Below are 23,881 nucleotides of genomic sequence, written 5' to 3'. Positions count from 1 at the left end.
GCATTTTCAAACCTTGTTCACTATATTTAAATTACCAAATATTTCAAACAACGGTTATGAATCTATCTCGCTCTGCAATAGCCACCGTCTTTACCGCTGCATTCCTTCAAATCAGCTGCCTATTGAATGCCAACGCCCAAACTGACAAGCAATCATTTGATAGCTATTTCAGAAACATGAGTGAATTCACCAGTGCTGGATCGTACATTCAATCGGAATTTTATAGAACTGGTGACAGCCTGATGAACAAAATCGGGATATCCATTTATAAGCATACTGACCTGCTGAAACTTATCAAATCATCGCGCAAAGGAGAAATCAAGATCCTCAGTCTGTCAGTAAAAGATTCAGCGAATTTTGAAAAGAACATTGGCTTGCTGGCTGAACTTCCCAACCTGGAATTTTTAAGAATCACCGACCACGATAATTGGGATAAAGAACATAAAAGAACTACCGCCTACCGCTTACCGGGGTCTTTCACGCAACTCAAAAACCTAAAAGTAATTGAATTGCTCAGCACCAACCACTTAGACCTTAATGATGCCATTGCCAAATTTTCTGCATTGCCCGGCCTCAGGGGAATTTCCTTTCAGGGAGAGTTGGGAAAACTGCCGTCTAGCCTCGCTACCCTGCAAAAAATCACTTTTGTAAAACTGTCTGACTACCGAAGCCTGGACGATGTCGACCTAAGCAAAGTAAGCTGGCAGATGATTTCTATCCTTGGGATTGGGGCAGATTCAGCAAAAGCTGTCGCTGGTATAATCAGGCTTGCAGCAATTGAATCGCTTAGGGAACTGGAATTGATCTATCCAACGAAAGACTACCTGCTTTCCTTGCCAAATCTTCAACAACTGACTGCGCTGACCGTCCGATATCCCCAGACCAAAAATAACTTCAAGCTATTTCCTATTTTATCCCGACTCAGCAACCTTAAAGATCTTCAGATCGACATAAGTCTTGAAAGCCGTCTAAACCTAAGCGGGCTTGCTGAACTAAAACAGCTAGAATCGCTTAAATGTAGCGGATCAAAAAATTTACATGAAAATCCTGAAACTATAAAACAGATTGCGAGCCTGTCCAGACTTAAACACTTGGAAATCAGCTACGGTTCGCTAACAGATGTCAGGGAAATATTTAGCCCAGCTGCCTTACCCAACCTTTTAAGTTTAAGCCTGATGGGCAACCGCATTACCGAGCTTTCCGATGTGGAAGGCTATGGCTTCACTAGATTACAGTCCTTAAATCTTTCAAAAAACCAGATCCGGTCAATTCCAGCAGGATTTAAATCCTTGGCGCAATTAGAAGAGCTCAATTTGTCTCGCAATATGCTAACCGATGTTTCAGTGCTAAAGGATCAGAATCTGGACAACATAAAAAACATCAACCTATCCCACAACCAGATCACATCTCTTCCCCAGGCTATACTAGCCGCCCCAAAAATGGAGGTATTGACGTTAAGCTTCAATAAAATCAAGGATCTACCTGATTTAAAGTCTCCCAACAATACCCTTAAACAGCTATATATCAATAACAACGAGTTGACTTCATTGCGGGAAAGCATCGGGGATTATCGTTCACTGACCGTATTCAACGCAGGCGCCAATAAACTTACTTACCTGCCGTCGAGTTTTACGAAGCTCAGCAAACTGCGCGGACTGGTACTTGAAGACAATAATATTTCCAGCCTGCCCCCCGAGCTGGGTAAAGCAAAAGAACTAACTGTGCTCAGGGTTGAGGGCAATGTCCAAATTGGCAATAGCGCTCTCAATCTGATACTTTCCAGTCCAAGGAAAATGTTTTGGGCAGATCTGAGAAATACTGGTATCGATGCCCTTCCTGCTACCGATAAATGGGCAAATATCCATTTTATCCGTCTTGATCTCCGCAAGAATAAAATAACCGGACTGCCTGTTGAATTTGGTTCCAGCCGTACAGACTTACTTGCTTTGAGGGACAATCCCTTGAAAGCAGACTCGTCCTATACGTTAAATTTGGTCATTGGTCAGGCCGGTCTCAAAGTACTCCTTGAAGGCCATGGCATACCGGCAAACCACATTAAAGTGAGTGATTATGATTACGTAGTGGCCATGACTGAACGCATAGTTTCCATGGGTCAATATCTAAACCAGGGCGCTGCACTCGTAGCCTACGCAGATAAAGCCCGATCGCTCAACGAAACGGCCTATAACGAAAATATTGATTGGTTTTTACTCGGGCTACGCCGTTTTGACCAGAAAGATTACCGCGGTTCCATACGGGACTTTGAAACCTTCATGAAAATCCCCAGAGCACCAACCATAGGTGGTAACATCAACGAAACTGTTCAATATTTTAAATCAGAGTCCCACCTTGCCCTTGGCGAAAAGGAAAAAGCAGCTGAGACCCTGCTGCAGTTTATTCCACGTGTGTACCCTGGCGCCAATTATATCCAGGCTGCATTGATCTACCGGGAGCTTGGAAAAGATTCCATCGCCAATGAACTGATGGGCACCATGCTTAAACGATATGATAAAGACCAGGCCGGTGTAGTGGGCTATGGCTATCCTATGCCTCTTTATGATTATGTGGAAGTGCTAATTATAGCTGGCAAACCTGCGGAAGCTTTAGCATTGCTAAAGAAAGAAAATCAAAAGCTATTTGAAACAACAAGGTCTCTTAGAGATTATCTCGAGGCAACGGCTAACTACCTTATAGATCGTACGACATTTGAACAATCAAAAAAGCAACTTTCGGCCAGCATCTCGAAAAACGGTAAGGTAACAGACTGGAGTTATCAACTGTTCAACAAGTGGGTAAACCAGACAGACAGACCCGAAAAGGAAAAAGAGCAACTGTATGCGCTTCAAAACATCTGCAAGTGAGGCCACAATTGCTTTAGCCTACTTACCTTCAGTTACTTGAGTGCAACCCTAATTTGTTCCCTTCGGTATCAATAAATAAAGCGAAGTACCCCATTTCTGGGCTAATCGCCGTTTTCGGCACAACCATTTTCCCTCCGTTTTGTGCTACTTTGTCCAACACAGTTTGCAAATCGGCACCTGCATTCAGGTAAACTAGGGCACCATCGGTAGTAGGTGTATAATCATCCCCCTTAGCGAGCACAACACTTACGGTCTTCCCATCGCTTGGTAATACTCCCATTTGTACACCGTCCATTTCCATCTTTTCAATGCTGACGTCTAAAATTATCTCATAAAATGCGATTGCCCTTGTGAGGTCCGCCACAGGAATTTCAATTATTGAAGCTAAATTTTTCATCTCTTTATTTAATGTTTGATTTGCAGTGCCAGATTTTTCTGTTTGTGATTTTGTGTCAGCATTATTATCGCATGCCGTAAATCCAGCTCCCAGAAATAGCAGGGCAATTAATATGGGTTTTTTCATCTTTGTTTAAATTGATAACACAAAATTACTGCAACTCTGAAACATAAAATTGTACAAATGCGACACGTTAATCTTCTGTATAGAAAATAGCAGAAAGCAGCATCTTATCACTTTCTAAAAATTCTTTAGGGTTGATGCCGGTAAACTCCTTAAAGTCCCTATTAAAATGCGCCTGATCGTAATAGTCACTCTCATAGGCAATCCTGGTGAGTTTTTCAGGTTGCTGGTTCAACAGCAACTTTAATGCGCTTTGCAACCGGATCACCTTCCCCAATTGCTTCGGGCTAAGCCCTATCAGTTCCACAAACTTTCTTTCCAACTGTCTTCTTTTTGTCGGATCTTCTTTAAGCAAATTTGCTATTGAGGTATTACCTTTTGTTGCCAACAGGGCTTCAACTGTTGATTTTACAATATGGTCAATGGTTACTTTGTGTTCATATTTCTGCAAAAGAAACGTCTCGATAATTTTAATTTGTTCATCGGTATTAGCTGCCCCGATCATTTTCTGCGCTAACTCCTTTGCTGCCTCCTCACCAAAAAGCATTCCTATCGGAGTTTCTTTGTTCGCCAGATTTTTAAGCGGTGTGGTTACAAAATTTGCAAATCCCAAAGGGTAAAAACGGGCTGCGAAACAATGAACATACCCCGTAGGTTGAATGATAAATGGCTCTGTAATTTGCCCGACTACTACTGCCCTTGGCTGGATGATGAATTCATGCTCTGAAGTGTATCTTTTTATATCGTCACCCAGAATAAAGATCAATTCAATGCAGCCATCAGGTAAGATCCGCTGCTTTTCTTTTTGGGCCTCAACAGGCACCTCCAGCCTCCAATAACATTTTACAAGAGATGCTAAATCTGAATGCGGCTGAAATGTTTGATAGTCCATGGAGGTTACCATTTTAGAATCCAATATTAGGGATTATTCAGGGATTTTAAAACCGTAAATTCGAGTATGGTTCCTGGCAGTGATGCTAAATCAGTAAGCGGCATCCTCATCCAAGGAGTTGCCGCTTACTTAAACCAAATTTATCAACCTATGCCACGGATTTCCCCGTGAATCATCTGATGTCTAAAATATGTATACCTAAAGGCTTCCGCCAAATTTTCCAGCTATTAAAATCCTATTCGTTGATATTTCTACCAAATCTTCACCCGCTTATCTGGTGCCAGATACAGTGAATCTCCTGGTTTTACCTTAAATGCTGTGTAAAACTCCGGGATATTCCTCACCACTCCATTCACCCTAAACACTGCTGGGGCATGCGGATCGGTAGTTACCATTCGCCTCAACAATTCTTCTGTAGACCCAGTTGTCTCATAAAAGCATTATTTATACTTAAAATTAACAAACTAAATCATGAAATAAGCCTGAATTATTAATTAAAGAATTTTATACATTTGATTTTGGCTATGAACACAAGAAGTTTCTATAAAATCTACATTGCACTCTTCTGCATCTGCTGCGCCATAATCATTGCAGGCTGCGCGCAGGAGAAAAAAGCAAAAAAACAAGATCCGGAAAAATCTAAAGCTATTAAAGAATGGAACAAAACCATTCCCGGCAACTTTAGTGCGGAGCAAAACAGATTCCTGGATTCTCTGGAAATAGATAGTTTTATAACCAAATACCCATTATTTCAATCCTATGCCGCCGCAATCCGCGAATTTTATGATGGCCGCAAACTTGCTTATGCATGGTATGCCGATAACCGGTTGATAGAGCAGGCCGGAAACCTGTCCGATCGTGTAAGAAACCTTCAAAATGAGGGCATATCTAAGGAAACCCCTTACAGAAATATCCTGGATTCGCTTTTGTATGCCAAAGCGACGGGGACACCAGATGTAAAATTAGAATTGATGCTGACGGCCAATTATTTTGTATTTGCAAAACTAGCCTGGGAAGGCATGGACCCAGCCATCAGCAAATCTTCGCAATGGTATCTCCCCAGAAAGAAAATGTCTTATGCAGCTTATCTGGACAGTCTGATCAGCACCCCAAAAAAGGCATCGAACAGCGCCGCACCAGTATATAGGCAATACGACCTCTTGAAACAGCATTTGTCTCACTATCGGGACCTTCAAAAGGAAGACCCCTCCTGGACTCCCATCACCAGTACTACCAAATCTTACAAACCGGGCGATTCGGCAGCGCCAATAGCCGCAGTAAAAAAAAGACTTTTTAAACTAGGTGATTTTAAGGGCGATACGCTCAACTACTTTTATGACCGAGCGCTGGAAACTGCCATGAAGCAGTTTCAAAGCAGGCACGGTCTACCCGCCGACGGAGTGATAGGAAAAGGTACGCTGAATGAAATGAATGTACCACTCACTAGGCGGATCAGGCAGATCCTGGTCAATATGGAAAGAAGCCGCTGGCTGCCGGTGCATATTGATTCTGTGTATTTAGGGGTCAATATTCCAGAGTTCAAGCTGCATGTATATCAATCAGACAGCCTGCTGTGGAGCTGCAACGTAGTAGTAGGACAGTCGGTGCACCGCACGGTTATATTTTCGGGTGATATGAAATATGTGGTGTTCAGTCCTTACTGGAATGTACCTGAAAGCATAGTCCGCAATGAAATCATACCATCGATGAAGCGAAATCCGGGTTATATAAAAAGTCATAAAATGGAGATTACGGGGTATAATGGTAGAATCCCTACTGTACGGCAGAAACCAGGTCCCCAAAACTCATTGGGACTCGTAAAGTTCTTGTTTCCTAACAGTTACAATATTTACCTTCACGACAGCCCGGCCAAATCACTTTTTAATGAAAGCTCTAGAGCATTCAGCCATGGCTGTATCCGGGTAGGCGAGCCATTTAAACTAGCTGCGTTTCTGTTACAGAACTACGACAACTGGGACGAACAGAAGATCAAAAACAGCATGAACCGAGGCGTAGAGCAGTACGTAACGCTGAGGCATAAAATACCTGTCTTTATTGCTTATTTTACCGCTTTTACCGACCGCAAAAACCTACTTAATTTCAGAAAGGATATTTATAGCAGAGACGAGGCCCTGGCAAAAATGCTGATTGAGGATTAAAACTGTCACTTATAGCCTGCCTAATACTCCAATCCAAGATTTCCTCTACTCAGCTCCTCCAGCAAAACCGAATCCCTACCCAAATCCTCACTCAACTCCAGCAGTAGTCCCGAAACCGGCTCCTTCAGCGACACCTCATGCCCCTCCGAGCTATAATAATCACTGCTAAATTGCAGGGCTTCATCATATACCTCCAGCCGGCCAAGCTCCAGCTGCGTAATGCAATACCACAGCAGCATATATATAGATGTATAATACATGACAAGGTTATCCAACACATTACCATAACTCCCATCCTCAGCCAACTCAACAGAATATGCATCAAATATTCCTCCGGCCTCATCATGAAGATCTTCTTCCTCCAGCAATTCGTCGATATCCGGGCTGCTTATTAACGCATAAGTATCAACAGTCTTGAGAATCCTGCTGATCGAGATCATCAGCCGTTTTACCGCCGCATCATCCAGCGTATCCAGCAAGTCCAGATCATCATCCAGACAGATCAGCCCGGTCTCTTCATTCGCCTCCGGCCTCATCCATTTATCCGCGTTTGTATTGATCAGGTCCTTCAGGTCCGCCAATTCATTCTTCACAGCAAGCTTATATCCGAACCGCATCAGTTCGATCACGACATAGTTCATTACATGTATTACTGAACCCCTTACTATTTTTTCCGTGTCCATTTTGCTATGATTAAGTTAGTTATGCCTTTATAGCCTAGTCTAATTTAATTATTTTTTACAAAAAACAAGCACAGTCGTCATTATATTTACCAGCATAATTGCTGTTATTCAAGTACAAAACCTATATAAAACTACTTCTTATCACCCACTATCACCCAACCATTCAGGGTATTATCAGGTGCTTCAAGCACAACTTTATAAAATGAAGAAGGAAATTGCTTTACATCGGCAAGGAAATGTCCCTGTTTTAAATCTACTTCTCCCAAAAGTTGGTAGGCATCCTTCCCTCCTGTCTTGAAATGATTGGTAGTCGTCAGCCAGACTTTCACTTTTCCTGTTTGCTGCAATGCTTTCCAGCTGATATCAATTTGATTTTGAAAATAAATAGTTTTTAACGCAGCAACAGACACAGGACCTATGAATGGCACCCCGTCTACTTCTCTGGCTACACTATCCGGCAACTTTACATTTAAATAATTTGCAATAGCGGGCATAATGTCTACAATGCCCATGTCAAAATACTGCCCGTAAGTATTCAGGTTTTTATAATTGCTGATCATCCAGGTAGATCGTTGTCTGTCAGACTGACCACCATGCCCTCTTCCGCTCTTTTCGTCACGGCCATGATCGGTAGTAATGACGATCAGCCATTCTTCCTTAAATTTCTGCTGACGGTAATTGATCGCATCCCATATTTTACCAATTTGCTTATCCAGCATGTCTATAGATTCGTAAAACTCCGGACTGTCGCCGTAGGCATGGCCCATGTCGTCGGTGTATTCCAAATACACCCAGGAGAGGTCAGGTGCTTTATCACGAATGGTGTTGGATGCGTCTGTTACTACCTGCTCGTCTATCTGGTGCATGTAGTATGTTTTCTTATCATGCTTGAAACGGACGGTATCCAGCTCATAGCCATCAAAAAAATAATCGACTTTCAGATTTCCCGTTTCCGGAAGGTTATGCCCCAGCAGTTTGGTACGGTTGTCTGTCCAGCTGGAAAATATTCCGGTCTTTTTATCCGGATACTGCTTATTAAACAGCCTGAAGATATGCTGATAGTGATAATTAGGTTCCTTTATGTCATTGTCCGGAACATTATGCTTATTTACCCAGGTGCCGGTAAGCAAACTGTTATATCCCACGGCCGAGATGGTAGGCGTTTCGCTATACGTCCCTTTCCCGCCGCCTACATGCATCCTTGAATAAGATCCCGCTTGTACGATCTTTTTAAAATTAGGAAGGTTCCGGTTTTCAATCACATCGGCCGAAATGCCGTCAGCAATAATGTAAACTACTTTACGTGCCTTCTGCTGGGCATTTGCTGCCAGCGACAGCAGCAAGCAGGCTATCATAATAAATGGTGTCTTCATATTTTCTTTAATAAGCGTGTGGGAAATACTCATTTTCTACTGTTCCGTCCTCATATAATTTAAGCATGGCATATCCGGGAGGTGTTTCTAAATAATAACCCGGACCTGCTGATTCTTTATCGCCCTTGCCCCACCAAAAACCACTCATAGCTCCGTTGCAGCAATATAAAACGCCATTGTATTTGGTATTGTCCGACAAATGGTTGTGGCCGCTTAAACATACCCTTACCTTGTCCTTGTGTTTGTAAAACAGGTCTTTCAGCTTTTTGCAGTCTGAGTGGCCACCGCCTACCAGTGCCTGTGTAGTGCCAAGAATAGGGAAGTGCGACATCAACAGTACAGGTGCCGAGGCGGGTATTTTTTCCAGCGTTGTTTCCAACCAGGCATATTGTTCCGGATCAAGGGAAATTTTGTCATTGTTTCCATCCAGGACAATGAAGTGCCAGTTCTTTCTGGTAAAATGATAGTAGCGGGCCGGAATTTTAAGGCGCTTTGCAGCATATGCTTTTCCGTACATCTCATGCTCATTAGAGGGGGCTTTCCACCATGAATCGTGGTTACCGATGCAACTATGAATTTCATACTTGTCCAGCTGCTTGATGCAGTCGTCCCAAATACCCCATTGCTCTATAACCTGGTCATAGGTGACATTGTCGTACGATACATCATTCACAGAATCGCCTCCGTTCAGGAAAAAATCTGGTTTATGATGGCCTATGATTTGCTTTAAGCAGTTTTTAAATCTTTCGGGTGCATTTTCAGACGCTTTGATATGTACATCGGTGATATGGGCAACCCGAAGCACCGGCTTTTTCTCGCCGGCAGACTGCTCGTCTGAAGTGGCAGCCAGGGCAGGTAAACTGCCTGTTACCACTGCACCTGCCGCTAGTCCGATTGCTTTTATTAAGGATCTTCTTTTTATTTCTGTCATTTTTATTTAGCTAAAAATACATTAAATTACCAACCAAATATCTGCGTCAGCTTTGGGTTTAACAACACCTGTTGCTGCGGGATGGGGCGATAGTAATATTTCGGCTCTTCAAACTGACGGGTTACGGCTTCTGTTACGATTGCCCCGCCACTGGTTCCGTTTTTCAAAAACACAGTTGCATCTGTTCCGATTGTCCCGGTCCTGTAATAGATCAGTTTTACACCCAATGAATTTTTTTCCTTTTGCTCTTCGGCAGGGATGGTCTGGGTTCTGTCTATCAAAATGATGTCATCTACACCGTCTCCGGTCATATCGTATTTTCCCAGACCGGCAAAGTACATTCCCTCCGGGCTTTTCGTAAGGAGTTTGCCCGATTTCCAGCGCATCAGGTCGTCATACCGGCTGTTTTCAAATGCAAATTCTACCCTGCGCTCACGCCTGATTTCGAGAATTACCCCAACGTTTGATGCAACGTTTGTAAACTGGACCTGCATGATTGGATCTGGGTTTGCGTTGGCGGCAGCAAGGTTCAGGTCAGGCAGGCCAGCCCTTCTTCTCAGCAAATTCAATGACTGATCTAATTGCGTCTGGGTCAATGTTCCGTTCTCTGCCAGGGCTTCTGCATAATTGAGCAACACTTCTGCGTAGCGGTAAACCGGGAAATCAACGCCGTTTAAGGTATTGTTGTCGGTACTGTTTACGTATCCTTTCAGCTGGTGGTAGCCGGTAAAGTTTTTGTTGAGACGTTGTATATAAGGTGTCGCATCCGGCACCCTCACCCATCCCGGGTATACCATGGTCTGGGCCAGACGGGGATCGCGGTTTTCAAATTCCTTTACGAAGCCCAGTTTATCGTAGTTGGGCTGACTGCTGAAACGTGTGCCGTCCTTCATCAGGTAAGTTTGGATCAGGTCTTTTGCAGGTGCCTGCTCATAATCTCCGAATACTACGCTGTTAACGTTCTGCCCTTTTCCTTTGCTCAGGTCAAAAATATTGGTAAGGATCACTTCTTTGTTTCCGGTCAGGTCCTGACTGTTGAACAATGTGGCATAGTCCTGAGTCGGCTTTCCTGTGTTGTATATGGTAAATTTGTTGCTGGAAATTACCTCTCCTGACACCTTTGCGGCCGTTTCAAGAAATGCTGTGGCAGTTGCCGTCAGGTTCAGTTCAGTATGGTATTTGCGGAATGTACCTTCATACAGCGCAGCACGTGAATATAAAGCAGCTACCGCCCATTTTCCAGGGGTACCGTTGGGTACACTTTCCCTTACGTTTTTGTAGGCAAAGTCCAGGTCGGCCATTACGCTGTCCATCACGAGTGTGCGTGGGTCACGTGCTTTATATAGTGCTTCACTGCCTGGCTCCAGGGTACCGGAATACCAGGGCACATCTGAAAAGCGCTTTACCTTGTCCAGGTAAAATTCCGCCCTGTAAAACCTTGCCAAGCCTACATAATGTGCTTTAATGGTACTGGATACCTGTGCTTTGTTATAATTCTCGAGGAAGTAATTGATGTCCCTAAGCCTGCTCCATCCCCATCCGGTAGTAATATTTTGCGCATTGGCATTGCCGGCCATAATATTTTTCACTTCCACAGCAGCTGTAGTGGCCACATTGTCGCTGCTTTGATCATTCAGGTAGCTGTTGCGGTCTGGCTGGGACAATAGCCCGTTTACATATAGCGACAGGTCTTCTTCTGACTTGAAGAACAGGTTTGGTGAAATCGTGGTTTGCGGAAAACGGTCAAGGTTGCCTTTTTTGCAGGCACTCATGGCCAGTGTCGTTCCGATAAATAAGATATATAGATTCTTTTTCATGACTTTTTTAATGATACTTTAAAACTATTGCTTAAAAATCCAGGTTTACACCAAATGCATACCTTCTTTGGAAGGGATAGGCCCAGGCACTAGCGCCCTGGTTGATGGCTTCAGGATCTACATACTTTTTGATGCTCGAAAATTCGAATATATTCTCTCCGGTAGCAAAAATGCGCAACCTGCTTATGCCTGCTCTTTTAGTGAAGGTTGCAGGTATCGTATATCCAAGTGAAATGTTTTTGATTCTCAGGTAAGCACCGTTTAGCAAGTATTTAGTCTGCGGGATGTCCAGTCCGGATCCGTAGTTGTTGTCGGCCAGCCATGATTGTAATACCGGGTAATGCGAATCGACGTTTGCATCAGCTAATCCGGCAGCGATATATGACTGGGAGTGTTTTGCCCGCTGCTCTGGTGAATCGGCTGCTCCACGGTAAAAATCTAAATTCCATGGATAAACGTTAGCATAAGGCTGTTGGTATGGTCCCCAAAACAAATAGTGGTGCGGATAAAAATCTTTTTTGAGCACTCCCTGCAGGAACACGGAAAGGTCAAGCCCATTCCAGTCCATACTGAAGTTTGCACCGAAGGAATAGCGGTCGCGGCTGTTTCCGATGATCTTCAAATCCTTTGGATCATCAGAGCTCAGTCCTGTTTCGATTTTCTTATTTCCGTCCAGGTCTTTATATTTTGGCCAACCCTGGATAATTTCCAGTGCTCCCCATGGAATTATTGCTGATTCGTCAAGAGCATCTATTTCTGCCTGATTTTGAAAAACACCATCATTTTCGAGTCCCCAGATCTCACCGATGTCCTGCCCTATCCTGTAACTGCTGAACAGGTTCTGGTCGTTCTGGAATTTAGTTATTTTTGATCTTGAATCAGACAGCATCAGTTTAGTCTCAAAATTGAACGGTTTGGAACCTATATCAAATCGATCTCTATAGGCCAGGGAAATCTCCCAGCCCTTGGTTCTCAGATCTGCAGCATTCTGATTTGGAACTGCCGTGCCCAATACTCCCGGCAATACCTGCCCGGCGGTAAGCATCCCTTTGGTATCACGGATAAAATAATCGAAAGTAAGGGAAAATTTATCTTTCAATAAGCCGATATCCGTTCCCATATTTAAGGTAGATACGCGCTCCCAGGTATAGGTATTAGGATCGACAGACAATCTCGGTGCACCGGTGATTACCTGGTTCTGACCGTTACCTCCGATGAGGTAACCTGAAACCCCTGTAGGCAGGGCTTGCAGGTATCCAAAATCTCTTAAGTACGGATTGTTGGACGGATTCTGATTGCCCAGATCACCGTATGAAGTCCGCAGCTTGAAAGTAGAAAGGACAGGTGCTAACGGCTGAAAGAATTCTTCAGCACTGGCTATCCATGCGGCGGAAGCTGAAGGGAAAAATCCCCAGCGCCTTTCAGTAGGAAAACGCGAAGAGCCATCATATCGGCCCGTTCCTTCTAAAATATAACGCTCTTTAAAAGTATAATTAATCCTGCTGAATGCACTTGTGGTGGCGTAGGCCTCATAACCGGCACTTGCAGAGGCAGCCCCTGTGGTAAGCGAAAGATAGGGAAGGGATGAAGAGATGAGTACATCCCTTGAAGCATTTACTGTGGAATAGCGATAGTTCTCACTGTTATAGCCCACCATTGCACTCATGTAATGGTCACCGATGGTCTTTTTGTACGTGGTATAAACGTTGAAAGCATTGTTATATAAGTATCCGTTATTCTCTCCTACCAGTCCGGTCCCGCCTTCTTCGCGGATATCAGTTGGTCCGTAACCAATCTTATATTTTTTGGAATCATAATGCGTTTTCCAAAGTTCTCGTTTAAAAGAAGCATCACCATTCACCTGCAGATCTCCGTTTAAAAACAGGGCCGTACCGCTGGTAATGTTTTGAAATCCAAACATGGTCTGCAGCCTGTTGCCACCGTCTGTCAATTCCGCAGCCAGTCTACCTGCTGAAGTATTGGCCCAGGTGCCATCAGGGTTTTTGGCCACATCTGTTGGCATCAAGTAGTAAAGATCTGTTACGCTTGAATTAGGCAATGCCCGCTTGGTTTCATATATATTAAGGTTATTGTCCAGCTTGAGCCAGGAAATCGGTGAAAATCCCGTTCTTGATCTCATGCCGTAGCGGTCCCAATAGTCGTCAGTTAGTTTATTGAGTCCATTGTCTTTTGAGTAATCTGCAGACAGGTAATAAGTAAGCGGCTTATTGTTTACCGTAGCGCCCCCTGAAAAGGTAAGGGTGTGGCTTTTGGACACGCTTTGTTTGTTGAAGAAGTAATTATACCAGTCATTACTTCCCATATAGGCCCATTTATTAGGATCTGTGGGATCGGTACGGGTATCGGCAATAGAAGGATCATCAGACCGTTCCCTTGCCCATTTATAGTATTCATCTGAATAGTTTACATAGTCCCAAGGGGTATTGTCGGTGGCAGTTTCCAGCACACGAGAAAAAATATAGGGGTCTGTAACCGGCTTTGGAAGCAGCGTGGGCTTTCCCCAGGAGGTAAAATTATTGTAACTAATGACGTTACGGCCTTCAGTACCTTGTCTGGTAGTTACCAAAATTACACCAAAGGCCGCCCTGGCACCGTAAATAGCAGCAGAAGCAGCATCTCTAAGCACGGTGTATGAAGTGATGTCTGAAGGAGTTAACCGCAGCAGGTCATCATTGCTGGTAGCTGGAATTCCGTCGATCACAATTAATGGTGAGCCTCCATTGATCGACGTAAAGCCCCTGATGTTGATAGATGGCACAGAACCTGGCGAGCCTCCGCCATAGGTGATATTTAAACCCGGACTAAGTCCTTGCAGACCTTGTAATACGTTGGAAACAGGTCTCGATTCAAGGACTTTTCCAGAGATCTGATCGATGGCGCCAGCGATGTTGATCTTTTTCTGGGTACCGAAACCAACCACCACGACTTCATCCAGTTTACCAAAGTCCGAGATTAAAGTGACATCTAGTTTTGTTCTGCCATTAACAGCGATCTCTTGCTGCTTGTAACCGATATAGGTAAATATCAATACGGCGTTGGATTGGAGATTACTGATGGTATACTGCCCCTCAGAATTGGTGGCGGTACGGAGGTTGGTTCCCTTTACGCTGATGTTGACAGCAGGTACCGGACCTTTTGTTTCTTCATCCAGGACCACGCCCTTCAGGGTGATATCCTGGGCGGACGCCGTGGCGCAAATTGCCAGGAGACAAACTGTCCAAAAAAAGGACCAGCATGTTTTGCCTCCGGAAATAAAGTAGTGTAGCTTTTTTTTCATTGTGGGTTCATTAAGTTTCTTTGATTTGGACGGTTGTCATAAATGCGCTGCTAAGTTCTATCTATAATGTTAACCGTATGTTAGAACTAAATTAATAAATTAATTGAACATACATTCAATCTATTAAAATATTTTTTCGTAATCACATTACTTTTATGTAGTTTTCACCTTTATTAATTACTAACAAATGGGCAGAAAAAGTCTAAAAGGAACAAGGCAACTTGAAATCATTAAAGTATTTTATAAAGTGGCCAAAAAAGAGGGCTATGAAAATACCTCTATTGCAAAAATCGCGAAGGTGATGGACATCAATCCGAGCCTGATTATTCATTATTTTGAAACAAAGGAAGACCTTACTTATGGTTTGATAGATTATATTCTTGAACGATACCTGCTGATCTATACTATAAAGCAAAAAGACGGGATCACACTCGAAGACCTGCACCATACCATTGAGACACTATTCTCTAAAAAATGGAATTTACTGTTTGACGATGGTCTGTTTTATACATTCTATGCATTGGCATTTCGGGAAAAAAGGATTAAGGAAAAGTATAAGACCATTCTTGACTCCCTGCGACAGGGGTTGGCCGCGTTGATTGTTCAATGCAATGAAAAGAAATTGATAGCTGTTAAAGATCCGCAGATTACAGCGGATCATATTTTTGTGCTGGTAGATGGTGCGTATTTCTACCTGTCACTCGAAAATGATAATAAAGCGTACACGGAAAGACTTGAGTATTATAAAAATCAGGCTTTTCAGATTTTAGGCATCGAGCCCGCTGTCCTTGCCGCTCTTAGCTCCGCTTCTTAACTGGCGGCCAAGTGCGTAAAGACCTATAAACATCCACAGTACATTAGCTGCTGCATTGGGAAGATCCCGGGTTTCCAAGGCAGTAGCTACTAAACAAAAGCCTCCTGTAATGTTTAACATTTGAAAGCTTAAAGATTCTGCTTTGATGACCTTCATGCTTAGCAACAAATAACCAAGCGTACAAAGCACTACTCCCAGCCAGCCTATAATATTGATTAGAATGCTAAACATACCGTTCCTTTGATAATGATAAATAACGGGCGTAAGTTAAGGCTTTTTTAACGCATCAAAAAAAACTTCTCTATAATGGCTGGATGGGACTTGTATTGTGGTAATTGTAAGCTTGCACAATGGATCACACCGGGTTATTAAAGCCGCTTTAGTATCTCAATACAGGCCCGGCTGTTGTGGTAAGGGCATTTCCATAGTCCTGCTTTATCCTCGCCAGCCATCACCTGTCCGTCTGGTCCTATGCCCCAAAACCACTCACCATTTTCATCGTCGATGATATGCTTTTGTGTGTAGTCCCAGACTTTGCTGAACTGGTCTAAGAATATAGGGTCGTGCGAGATCTGCCAGGCATTATAAAACCCCACCATCGCCTCGGCCTGTACCCACCAGTGTTTTTCTTTGATGATGTGGTCTGCCTTAGGGTCTTTTTCATACCATAGGCCACCATCTTTGTCCATTCCTTCTGTGGTAGCATAGGCCATTTTAACAGCAATGTCTTTTAACCTGGCAATCCATTCGGGATCTTCGATTACCTCTGCAGCCTCCAGCAATAACCAGGCGGCTTCGATATCGTGACCATAAGAGATTATTGCCGATTTGCTGTTCCAGTCCTCATCAAAAAACAACTTTAAATGCCCAGTTTCTGAATCGATCATGTGCGAAGTAAAATTCTTCAATAAATCTGTAATCCGATTTTTCAATTCCTCATCCGGCCAGATACGGTATAAATTAGCAAAGCCTTCGAGCACATGCAGGTGCGTGTTCATGGTCTTTTTTTCATTGGCATCTTTATCGCTAAGGCGCAGGTCGGCTATGGATTCCCATTCCTGCCCAAAGGCTTCAAAATATCCGCCTTTTTCTTTATCAAGGCTATATTTGATCAGGTCTTGATAGAGTTCAACAGCGTGGTCTTTGGCCACTTCCCTGCCACTGGCAATAAAGTATTCGCTGAATGCATAAATGGTGAAAGCGATGGCGTAAACTTGCTTTTTCGTATCCAGTGGGTTGCCTTGCGCATCTACCGTCCAGTACACGCCTCCGTAGTTGTTGTCTACAAAATGTTCGGCTATATAGTGATAGGCACGCTCTGCGGTTTCCAGATACTGTGGCTGCGGATCATGGTTGTACGCCGCGGCAAATGACCATAGGATCCGGGCATTGAGCACGCTGCCTTTTGGCGCATCTGGACTGACGATATTGTCATTGTCTATTTTACCTAGAAAACCCCCGTTTTCATGATCGGGGGTCTTTTCCATCCAGTACTGCAGGATGTCGGTTAATGCGCTATTTATAGATTGCGAATATTTTTCTTTTACCATCCGGGCATTTCATTTAAGGTAATCACATTATTTGCCTGGTGCAGGTTCTTGATCTGATCGTTGGTATTGCTGCTGAACACCAGTTCCGACCAGCCCATAAAAAATGTCCATTTTGGCTGTTCCATCAGCTGCTGGGCGGTAGGCAATTTACTGCACTCACCCAAAGCTATGGGTTTTCCTCCGGATATTGCCAGCATTGCCTGATATTTTGCTACGGTAAATCCATTTCCTTCATATACATCCAGCGCAGCGATGTCCCAATATTCTTTTCCGGGATTGTAGTTTTTCAGATCGGCAGTGAGGCTGCTGAAATCCTGCATGTCCCATACCCAGATCAGGTTCGTAAGGCCCTTGGTATTGCGCATATAATTGTAGGTCAGCTGCCAAAGCTTGGCTGTGCCATTGGCACCAGGTCTGCCACCCCACCAGAATTTGCCCTGGTTCATTTCGTGCAGGGGACGCCATAGAACTTCTACTCCATTGTCTTTCAGAAACTGAAGATAAAAGCTTACTTCGTCCATCATTTGTTTCCATCGGGTGTTGATGGCAGTACCATCGGTCAGCAGTTCGTTCCATTGGGTATCGCTAAGGCCGCTCATTACCCCTTTACCGTCGTCCCATGCACATGGCTGGGAATTGGCAGGGTTGCAGGCATGCCACATAATGTTGACAATCGCCCCTTGCTTCCATTGCTTCAGCGCTTCATCTACCATCTTCTGGCGGTTATTGATGTTGTCTTGCTGAAACAGGAAATCTCCGCTCCAAAGGGCCGGGTACTGTCCCGTTACTGTTTTTACTTCTTCCGTCCAGCGGGCTGGTGTGGCATTGGGCTCCCTGTTGTGGATGCCTGCCAATACTTTTTTGCCCTGGATGCTGTAGAGGTAGTTGAGGGATTTATAAGGTGTGCTGGGTACTTCAACTTCAGGATCCGGCGTTACAGGCGCCGGATCTTTGGTGGTTTTTTTGCAACTGATGCTGGTGATCAGCATCAGTGACAACAATAGGGTGGTATATTTTTTACAGGTCATCGCTTATTTCTTTTTTATATCTATCCAGTATCTCCTTGGCTTTTTAACGAACTTGTCGAGGTCTGAATAGATTACCCCCCAGTCGTCATTACCATTTAAGGTAAATTCAAGTGAATTAAGACCCGCAGCTACGGTTTTGCGGTAAATGTCTTTTTTATTTCCGATGGCGGAATAGTCGTCAGTGTACGTGTAGGCACCAGTTCTGAGGGTAGCTACCTTTGTACTGCCATCTGAAAATTTAAAGGTTATGGTACCATTGGCGTAGCTTCTGGTCCACACGCCTTCGCCTTTTGGCAGTGTACGGTATAGATTGTTGACATCGGTTTGAGGTGCAGCGGTGTACAGGAAGTTGGCATATTTACCATCGGCACCTGCGTTGTTTACAAACTTGCCAAAGGTATCACCATTGTCAGTAGCTCCGGTCAGCTCAAATGCTAGCGTATTGTCCATCTCCGCTTGCGGACCGCTGCCGTCTGCAGGCCATAACCAGGGCTTGTCTGTCATGTTGACCACACCTCCACCGCCCCATTCAGGGCCGGTACCGCCGTATACCACCTGTGCGGTAATGTTGTAGGTTCCGGTGATGGTTTCTTCAAATGGCTCAACAGTTACGGTCCATTCTTTGCGCTCTCCAGATTCGGAGGTAACGGTGTATTTGAGTGTATTGTCTGATGCCGTGAAGTTTACCGGTTCGCCGGATGCAGGGCTTGTTTTTGCTTTGTAAGAAGCCTGCACAAGTGGTGATACTTTGCTGAGGTCAGTATTTTGCTCCATGAGCACTTTGACATTCACTGTTCTGGCTGTTCGGTCTACCACTGCAGGGCCGATTTGTATAAAACCTGTGCCAAGGGTAAAGGCCTCGATAGATTTCTCATTGCTCACTACCCCATCATAAGGGTCTTTCTTGCAGGCCGTAGTTACTGCCATAACAATTGCAATAAAGAAGGCTAATTTTGAATTTAGTTTTGTATTCATTGTCTGTTAAATTATGGTTTCATTAATGGGTTGGTATCCAGTTCCCTTTGTGGGATCGGGAAGAAATAGGCACCACTGGTGATGCTCTTGCCGTATTTCTGAACCAGGACTTTTTCCATGGTGTTGGTACGGCGCAAATCGAACAAACGATCACCTTCAAAGGCTAGTTCCAATGCACGTTCGTCTACCACTGCATCTCTGAAAGCCTGCAGGCTCAGGGTAGGATTTAAGTTACCCAGTCCGGCACGGGCCCTTACTTTATTTACCGCTGCATAGCCTTCTGTAGTAGGGCCTGATGCTTCAGCAAGGATCAACAGGATGTCAGAATAGCGGATCACCGGTGAATTGGTGCTGTGCTTGTCGCCCACCCTTAGCGGATCGATGAACTTGCGGGTAAATGGTCTGGAACTGGTATTGATATCCAGCGTATAAGTAGTTGCCCCGTTGGTGTAAGTAGAGACGATCAGCTCAGTTTTGCGTTTATCGTTTGCTGCGTAGTTGTTGTACACCGCAGATTCCGTACGGAAGTGGCCCCAGCCCTGACCGATATTGATCAAGCCTTTGGAAGGATCAGCTACATCATAAGGGATGCTCATCGGTCTGTCGGCAGGAAGGAACATGTTTGGCAGCTTAGAGAAGTTTCCTTCCACCTCGCCGGTACGGTCTACCGCAGCGTCAAATATATGCTCTGATACAGCCGCTTTTTTATAAACCTCAATGTCCCAGATATCTCTTAGCTTATCTGAAAAAGCATAAGTAGATTGCTCACTGGTCACTTTAGTCGCATAGTTTTTAGCTTCTGCGTACAGTGCATCTGCATTGTCTACAAAGTTGTATCCTGCAGAACCGCTTGCTTTTGAAGAAGCCATGTGCAGGTATACCTTGGCCAGTAATGCCTGTGCGGCTACTTTATTGGCCCGGCCTTCGCTGATGCGGTTGGTACCAATCATGGATTCTGCCTTTTTAAGATCAGCAATGATCAGGTCGTAAATATCCTTTAGCGGACTTTTGGCCATGGGGATTTGTGACACATCGGCAATCGTCTCGGTGCGCAATGGCACCTCACCAAACATCCTTACGAAATTGAAGTAATGTAGCGCACGAAGGAAATGGCCCTCGCCTACTACCTGATTGCGTGCTGCTTCAGGCATGGAACTAATGCCGGGCACATTGTTGATTACCGCATTGGCACGGGCCACACCACGGTACATATAAGTCCAGATGTTGTCCAGATCTGAGTTGTTGGATGTAGTTCTGTTCTCGTCCAACTCAAAGTTGGCCGGACCTGCGTCGCCTTTTTGCGTCAGGTTTTCCGTTGGCAATTCGGTGATGATGTAATACCCGCGAGAATAATATCCAACTTCGGGCAGTACTGAGTAGGCATAAATGATGGCTGATTCTGCATCGGCCGCTGTCTTGTAAAACGAGCCGGTATTGGTTAATCCGTAAGGCTCTTCCGTCATTTTTGTACAGCTTGTGACGCTGAGCATCAGGCAAGCCAGACCGTATATAATTATTTTGTAGTTCATGATTCTTAATTCTTAAAATCCAACATTTAGACCGAAAGTATAGGCACGTGGTCTTGGGTAACCACCTGTATTGATCCCGTTCTCGCCAACTTCGGCGTCAAAGCCGGGATTGAATTTGGTAAAGGTGTACAGGTTATTGCCCGAGAAGTAAACGCGTATATTGCTGATGCCTTTTACCAGGTTTGGTTTGAGGTTGTAACCCAGGGTAACGTTCTGGATGCGCAGGAATGATCCGTCGGTAATGAAGAAATCACTTGCTTTTAAACCCCTTGTAGCATTGGCCCTCGGAAACTCATTACTTGGATTGTCAGGAGTCCATCTAAGGATTTGTCTGCTTGGCGTGATCTTGTTAAAATCCCATACATCATTGCCGTACACGCCATACAATTGTGCGGTAAGGTCAAAGCGCTGATACTTTAAGCTGGTGTTGAAACTGTATACAAAATCCGGATTTGGATTACCGATCATGGTACGGTCGTTGGCATCTACAATACCGTCTGGTACGCCGTCCGGACCTGAAATATCCAGGTATTTGATCTCGCCCGGAAGTGCTTCAGTACCTGTCAGCCCAGCTTCGATTCCTTCTTCCAGCGTTTGGATGATGCCTGAAGATTTGTAGCCATAGTAAGAGAACATGGGCATGCCAACGGTATACGTACTGATTCTTTGTCTTACGCTTTCGTAGAGTGTACCCACTTCCACACGATCGCTTTCTCCCATGGATACCACTTCGTTTCTGTTGAGGGTAAAAGTACCTCCTACTGTCCAGTTCAACTGGGTGCGGTCAAGCACGATGGCATTGATGCCCAACTCAATTCCTTTGTTATTTACAGATCCATCGTTGATCCACTGCTGGTCGTAACCGGCAGATGGGGCAATGGTTTTTAAGCGCAATAAATCGTTGGTTTTCTTTAGGTAAACCCCTGCATTAATCGTCAGGCGCTGATCCATGAAACCAAAATCGATACCAGCATCAAGTGATTGGGTGGTTTCCCATTTCAAACTGTTGTTGCCCAATCCGCCTACTACAGTCCTACCCTGCTCGTCATTTGCTCCTGCTAAACCAGGACCGAAGCCGGTCTGGAAGGCTGCACCTGTAAAGTATTTATACGATCCGAAACGGTCCATGGTCTGGTACGGACTGATGCCCTGATTACCCGTGATGCCGTAACTGGCCCTTAGCTTTAATTCAGAGAATACGTTCAAAGATTTGATGAATTGTTCTTCATTCATCTTCCACGCTACCCCTCCTGATGGGAAGTAAGCCCATTTATTGTTGGCACCAAACTTTGTGGAACCATCGGCACGTGCTGTCAGGGTGAACAGGTATTTGTCCATCAGCGCATAGTTTAACCTGCCGTAGAAAGAGGAAAGGTCGAAACGCGACAGACTGTTGTTTAAGCTTTTGGTAACCGCAGTTTCCAAATTCTCATTTTCCAGGTTGTCGTTTACAAATTCCCTGCCTATTAGCGTGCTGTAGCGGTTTACTGTTTTTTGAATAGAATATCCTGCTACGAAGTTTAAGCGGTGGGCTGTACCAAAATCTTTGTTGGCTGTCAGGTAGTTTTCATTCAGCAGATCTGTATAGTTGCTGTTAGAAATAGATCCATAGCCTTTATTTTCAAATCCGCGGAAAGTTACATCGCGCGGATCGTACTGGTCCTGTACAGAGTTGCCGTATTTAGAGCTCAACTGGGTACGGAACTGCAACCAGTCGGTCAGTTTGGCGTTGATGAATAAGGTACCCAATACATCGATGGTTTTGTTTTTGTTCAGAACCCTGTTGGCGATTGCCAAAGGATTACCGTAATCTGTGCTGCTGGTGCGGAAGAAATTGCCATTCTCGTCGTATGCTGGAAAGATGCGTGACCTGCCTACACCAAGACCACCACCAGTGTTGTTGGTATGTGCCAGAACTACATTCGTTCCCGCTGTAATGGCTTTATTTAGGTTCTGCTCGATGTTTAACCTGCCAGTATATTTATCATAATCATTTTTGATGGCGATGCCTTCTTCTTTATAATAATTTCCCGACAACGCATATTTGGTGTTTTCAGTACCTCCATCCGCGCTCAGTGTATAACTTTGAGAAATAGGATTACGGTATACCAGGTCTACCCAGTCTGTATTGTGCTGCCAAGATCCTTTGGAAGGGTCTAAACCACGCAATTCAGCAATAGAAGGGTAATAAATGGTCTGGTCGCCAACACCGAACGGGCGTGTCATGCCGATATAGGGAATATCTGTAGCTATGGCACCACCATTGGCAGCAGCCTCATTGGCATAAATAGCCTCTTCAACCGGGTCACGCCATAGATCGGGCTCATTGGCACGTGTAGAAAGGGTATTCAGGGAACTGAAGTTGATCCTTGACTGTCCTGCTTTACCTTTTTTGGTGGTGATGATGATGACACCATTGGCTCCTCTGGAACCATATATAGCTGCTGAAGAAGCATCTTTTAGCACTTCGATAGATTCGATATCTTCCGGGTTGATCTGTTTCAGGTTACCTGCGTCGCCCCAAGGGAAACCGTCGACCACCATCAGCGGATCTTTGGAGCCATTGAGTGAGCTGGCACCACGGATACGTATAGTAGCACCGGCACCCGGCTGACCACCAGAGTTAATTACCTGTACACCGGGAAGTTTTCCTTGCAGCAACTGATCTACAGATGATGCAGGCGTACGGTTTAGATCGCTGCCTTTTAAAGTAGAAACTGCACCGGTAAGGTCACTTTTCTTTACGGTACCATAACCTACTACCAGTACCTCATCCAGGTTTTGCTGATCATCTGAGAGGGTAACTTCGATAGTCGTTTGATTGGTAGAGATGCTCAGCTCTTTAGTCTGCATCCCTATAAAAGTAAACACTAGGGTCTTTTGTCCGGCGGATAGCGCTATTGAAAAGGTTCCTTTAGGATCGGTAGACGTGCCTGTATTTTCGCCTTTAACCGTTACCCCTACTCCTGGGAGCGGCGCACCTGTTTCATCATTTACTGTCCCTTTGAGTATTCGCTGCTGGGCATATAAACTACCTGCCAGGAATATGCTCAGGAACATACATAAACATGCTTTGTAGAATGTTCGTTTCATAAGATTTAATTTGGTTATAATATGATTTACTGATATCTCAAAGATAGATTGGCAGGTAAATAAATAATAATACTTTTTTATCAAATGATAATATAAAATGGATCTTGATTAACAAATGGAGACGTATTGAAAATTCGGTTCGGTTAATATTTTTTTACCCGACAATACATATAAAGCTACCGAAATGTAAAGCAGCTAATGCCAAACAATATTATCTCAACAAAAATTAGCGGCATAGTTTTGGCAAGAAATACGCGTAATTAATTCGTGACATAGGGTTATCGAATTTAATCACTATATTTGTGTGTAAACATATGAGAGCAACCAGCTAATATTCAGTATTCCAGGCAGGCATTGA

At 44.3% G+C, this 23,881-nt stretch carries 17 protein-coding genes; 3 read left to right on the top strand and 14 right to left on the bottom strand.

Annotated elements, in window-relative coordinates; all coding sequences use genetic code 11:
* Positions 1 to 56 precede the first annotated feature (56 nt).
* Positions 57 to 2,861, top strand: coding sequence for a leucine-rich repeat domain-containing protein (locus EZ437_RS11475; RefSeq protein ID WP_131596108.1), 2,805 nt, complete (start codon positions 57 to 59; stop codon positions 2,859 to 2,861).
* A gap of 28 nt (positions 2,862 to 2,889) precedes the next feature.
* Here EZ437_RS11475 and EZ437_RS11470 read toward each other — a convergent pair whose 3' ends face one another.
* From EZ437_RS11470 to EZ437_RS11460, 3 genes are all read right to left on the bottom strand, one after another.
* Positions 2,890 to 3,384 carry a VOC family protein gene (locus EZ437_RS11470; RefSeq protein ID WP_131596106.1) on the bottom strand — a complete coding sequence of 165 codons (495 nt, stop codon included), beginning with the start codon at positions 3,382 to 3,384 and terminating at the stop codon, positions 2,890 to 2,892.
* Positions 3,385 to 3,451: 67 nt separating this feature from the next.
* Complete coding sequence (locus tag EZ437_RS11465; RefSeq protein ID WP_131596104.1) at positions 3,452 to 4,273, bottom strand: AraC family transcriptional regulator; 822 nt, start codon at positions 4,271 to 4,273, stop codon at positions 3,452 to 3,454.
* A 251-nt stretch (positions 4,274 to 4,524) separates the two neighbouring features.
* The gene (locus EZ437_RS11460) at positions 4,525 to 4,668 is read right to left on the bottom strand and encodes a M13-type metalloendopeptidase (RefSeq protein ID WP_225869560.1); all 144 of its coding nucleotides are present in this window, start codon (positions 4,666 to 4,668) and stop codon (positions 4,525 to 4,527) included.
* Between the two features lie 129 nt (positions 4,669 to 4,797).
* On the opposite strand from EZ437_RS11460, the gene EZ437_RS11455 reads away from it, so the two are divergent.
* Entirely contained in the window at positions 4,798 to 6,432 is a 1,635-nt protein-coding gene (locus EZ437_RS11455) for a L,D-transpeptidase family protein (RefSeq protein ID WP_131596102.1), read from the top strand.
* Positions 6,433 to 6,452: 20 nt separating this feature from the next.
* Here EZ437_RS11455 and EZ437_RS11450 read toward each other — a convergent pair whose 3' ends face one another.
* The 5 genes from EZ437_RS11450 to EZ437_RS11430 all read right to left on the bottom strand — a co-directional run bounded on the left by EZ437_RS11450 (position 6,453) and on the right by EZ437_RS11430 (position 14,534).
* On the bottom strand, positions 6,453 to 7,115 hold the full coding sequence (locus EZ437_RS11450; RefSeq protein ID WP_131596100.1) for a hypothetical protein: 663 nt from the start codon (positions 7,113 to 7,115) through the stop codon (positions 6,453 to 6,455).
* A gap of 131 nt (positions 7,116 to 7,246) precedes the next feature.
* The gene (locus tag EZ437_RS11445; protein ID WP_131596098.1) at positions 7,247 to 8,488 is read right to left on the bottom strand and encodes an alkaline phosphatase family protein; all 1,242 of its coding nucleotides are present in this window, start codon (positions 8,486 to 8,488) and stop codon (positions 7,247 to 7,249) included.
* Between the two features lie 7 nt (positions 8,489 to 8,495).
* Positions 8,496 to 9,419 (bottom strand): metallophosphoesterase family protein, encoded by a 924-nt coding sequence (locus EZ437_RS11440; protein ID WP_205942686.1) that lies wholly within the window; start codon positions 9,417 to 9,419, stop codon positions 8,496 to 8,498.
* A gap of 26 nt (positions 9,420 to 9,445) precedes the next feature.
* Entirely contained in the window at positions 9,446 to 11,236 is a 1,791-nt protein-coding gene (locus EZ437_RS11435; protein WP_131596096.1) for a RagB/SusD family nutrient uptake outer membrane protein, read from the bottom strand.
* 31 nt (positions 11,237 to 11,267) lie between these two features.
* Positions 11,268 to 14,534 carry a SusC/RagA family TonB-linked outer membrane protein gene (locus tag EZ437_RS11430; protein ID WP_131596094.1) on the bottom strand — a complete coding sequence of 1,089 codons (3,267 nt, stop codon included), beginning with the start codon at positions 14,532 to 14,534 and terminating at the stop codon, positions 11,268 to 11,270.
* Between the two features lie 187 nt (positions 14,535 to 14,721).
* Between EZ437_RS11430 and EZ437_RS11425 the strand changes: the two genes are divergently transcribed.
* Positions 14,722 to 15,348, top strand: a complete 627-nt coding sequence (locus tag EZ437_RS11425; RefSeq protein WP_131596092.1) for a TetR family transcriptional regulator — start codon at positions 14,722 to 14,724, stop codon at positions 15,346 to 15,348.
* Here the strand turns inward: EZ437_RS11425 and EZ437_RS11420 are convergent.
* From EZ437_RS11420 to EZ437_RS11395, 6 genes are all read right to left on the bottom strand, one after another.
* Complete coding sequence (locus EZ437_RS11420; RefSeq protein WP_131596090.1) at positions 15,301 to 15,579, bottom strand: CBU_0592 family membrane protein; 279 nt, start codon at positions 15,577 to 15,579, stop codon at positions 15,301 to 15,303. The two genes, EZ437_RS11425 and EZ437_RS11420, sit on opposite strands and share 48 nt — an antisense overlap.
* Before the next feature lie 137 nt (positions 15,580 to 15,716).
* Positions 15,717 to 16,898, bottom strand: coding sequence for an AGE family epimerase/isomerase (locus EZ437_RS11415; RefSeq protein ID WP_131596089.1), 1,182 nt, complete (start codon positions 16,896 to 16,898; stop codon positions 15,717 to 15,719).
* On the bottom strand, positions 16,892 to 17,926 hold the full coding sequence (locus EZ437_RS11410; RefSeq protein WP_205942685.1) for a glycosyl hydrolase: 1,035 nt from the start codon (positions 17,924 to 17,926) through the stop codon (positions 16,892 to 16,894). The genes EZ437_RS11415 and EZ437_RS11410 overlap by 7 nt, the downstream gene beginning before the upstream one ends.
* A 3-nt stretch (positions 17,927 to 17,929) precedes the next feature.
* Entirely contained in the window at positions 17,930 to 18,901 is a 972-nt protein-coding gene (locus tag EZ437_RS11405) for a hypothetical protein (protein ID WP_131596087.1), read from the bottom strand.
* A gap of 11 nt (positions 18,902 to 18,912) precedes the next feature.
* The gene (locus EZ437_RS11400) at positions 18,913 to 20,430 is read right to left on the bottom strand and encodes a RagB/SusD family nutrient uptake outer membrane protein (RefSeq protein ID WP_131596086.1); all 1,518 of its coding nucleotides are present in this window, start codon (positions 20,428 to 20,430) and stop codon (positions 18,913 to 18,915) included.
* Positions 20,431 to 20,442: 12 nt separating this feature from the next.
* Positions 20,443 to 23,523: a SusC/RagA family TonB-linked outer membrane protein gene (locus EZ437_RS11395; RefSeq protein ID WP_131596085.1), complete on the bottom strand. Its 3,081-nt coding sequence runs from the start codon at positions 23,521 to 23,523 to the stop codon at positions 20,443 to 20,445.
* Positions 23,524 to 23,881: the final 358 nt, after the last annotated feature.

Origin of the sequence: Pedobacter psychroterrae (assembly GCF_004331695.1) — a bacterium.
Taxonomy (GTDB): Bacteria; Bacteroidota; Bacteroidia; order Sphingobacteriales; family Sphingobacteriaceae; genus Pedobacter; species Pedobacter psychroterrae.
The sequence above is the reverse complement of the archived record's forward strand: the minus strand, read 5'-3'. Positions and strand labels throughout refer to the sequence as shown.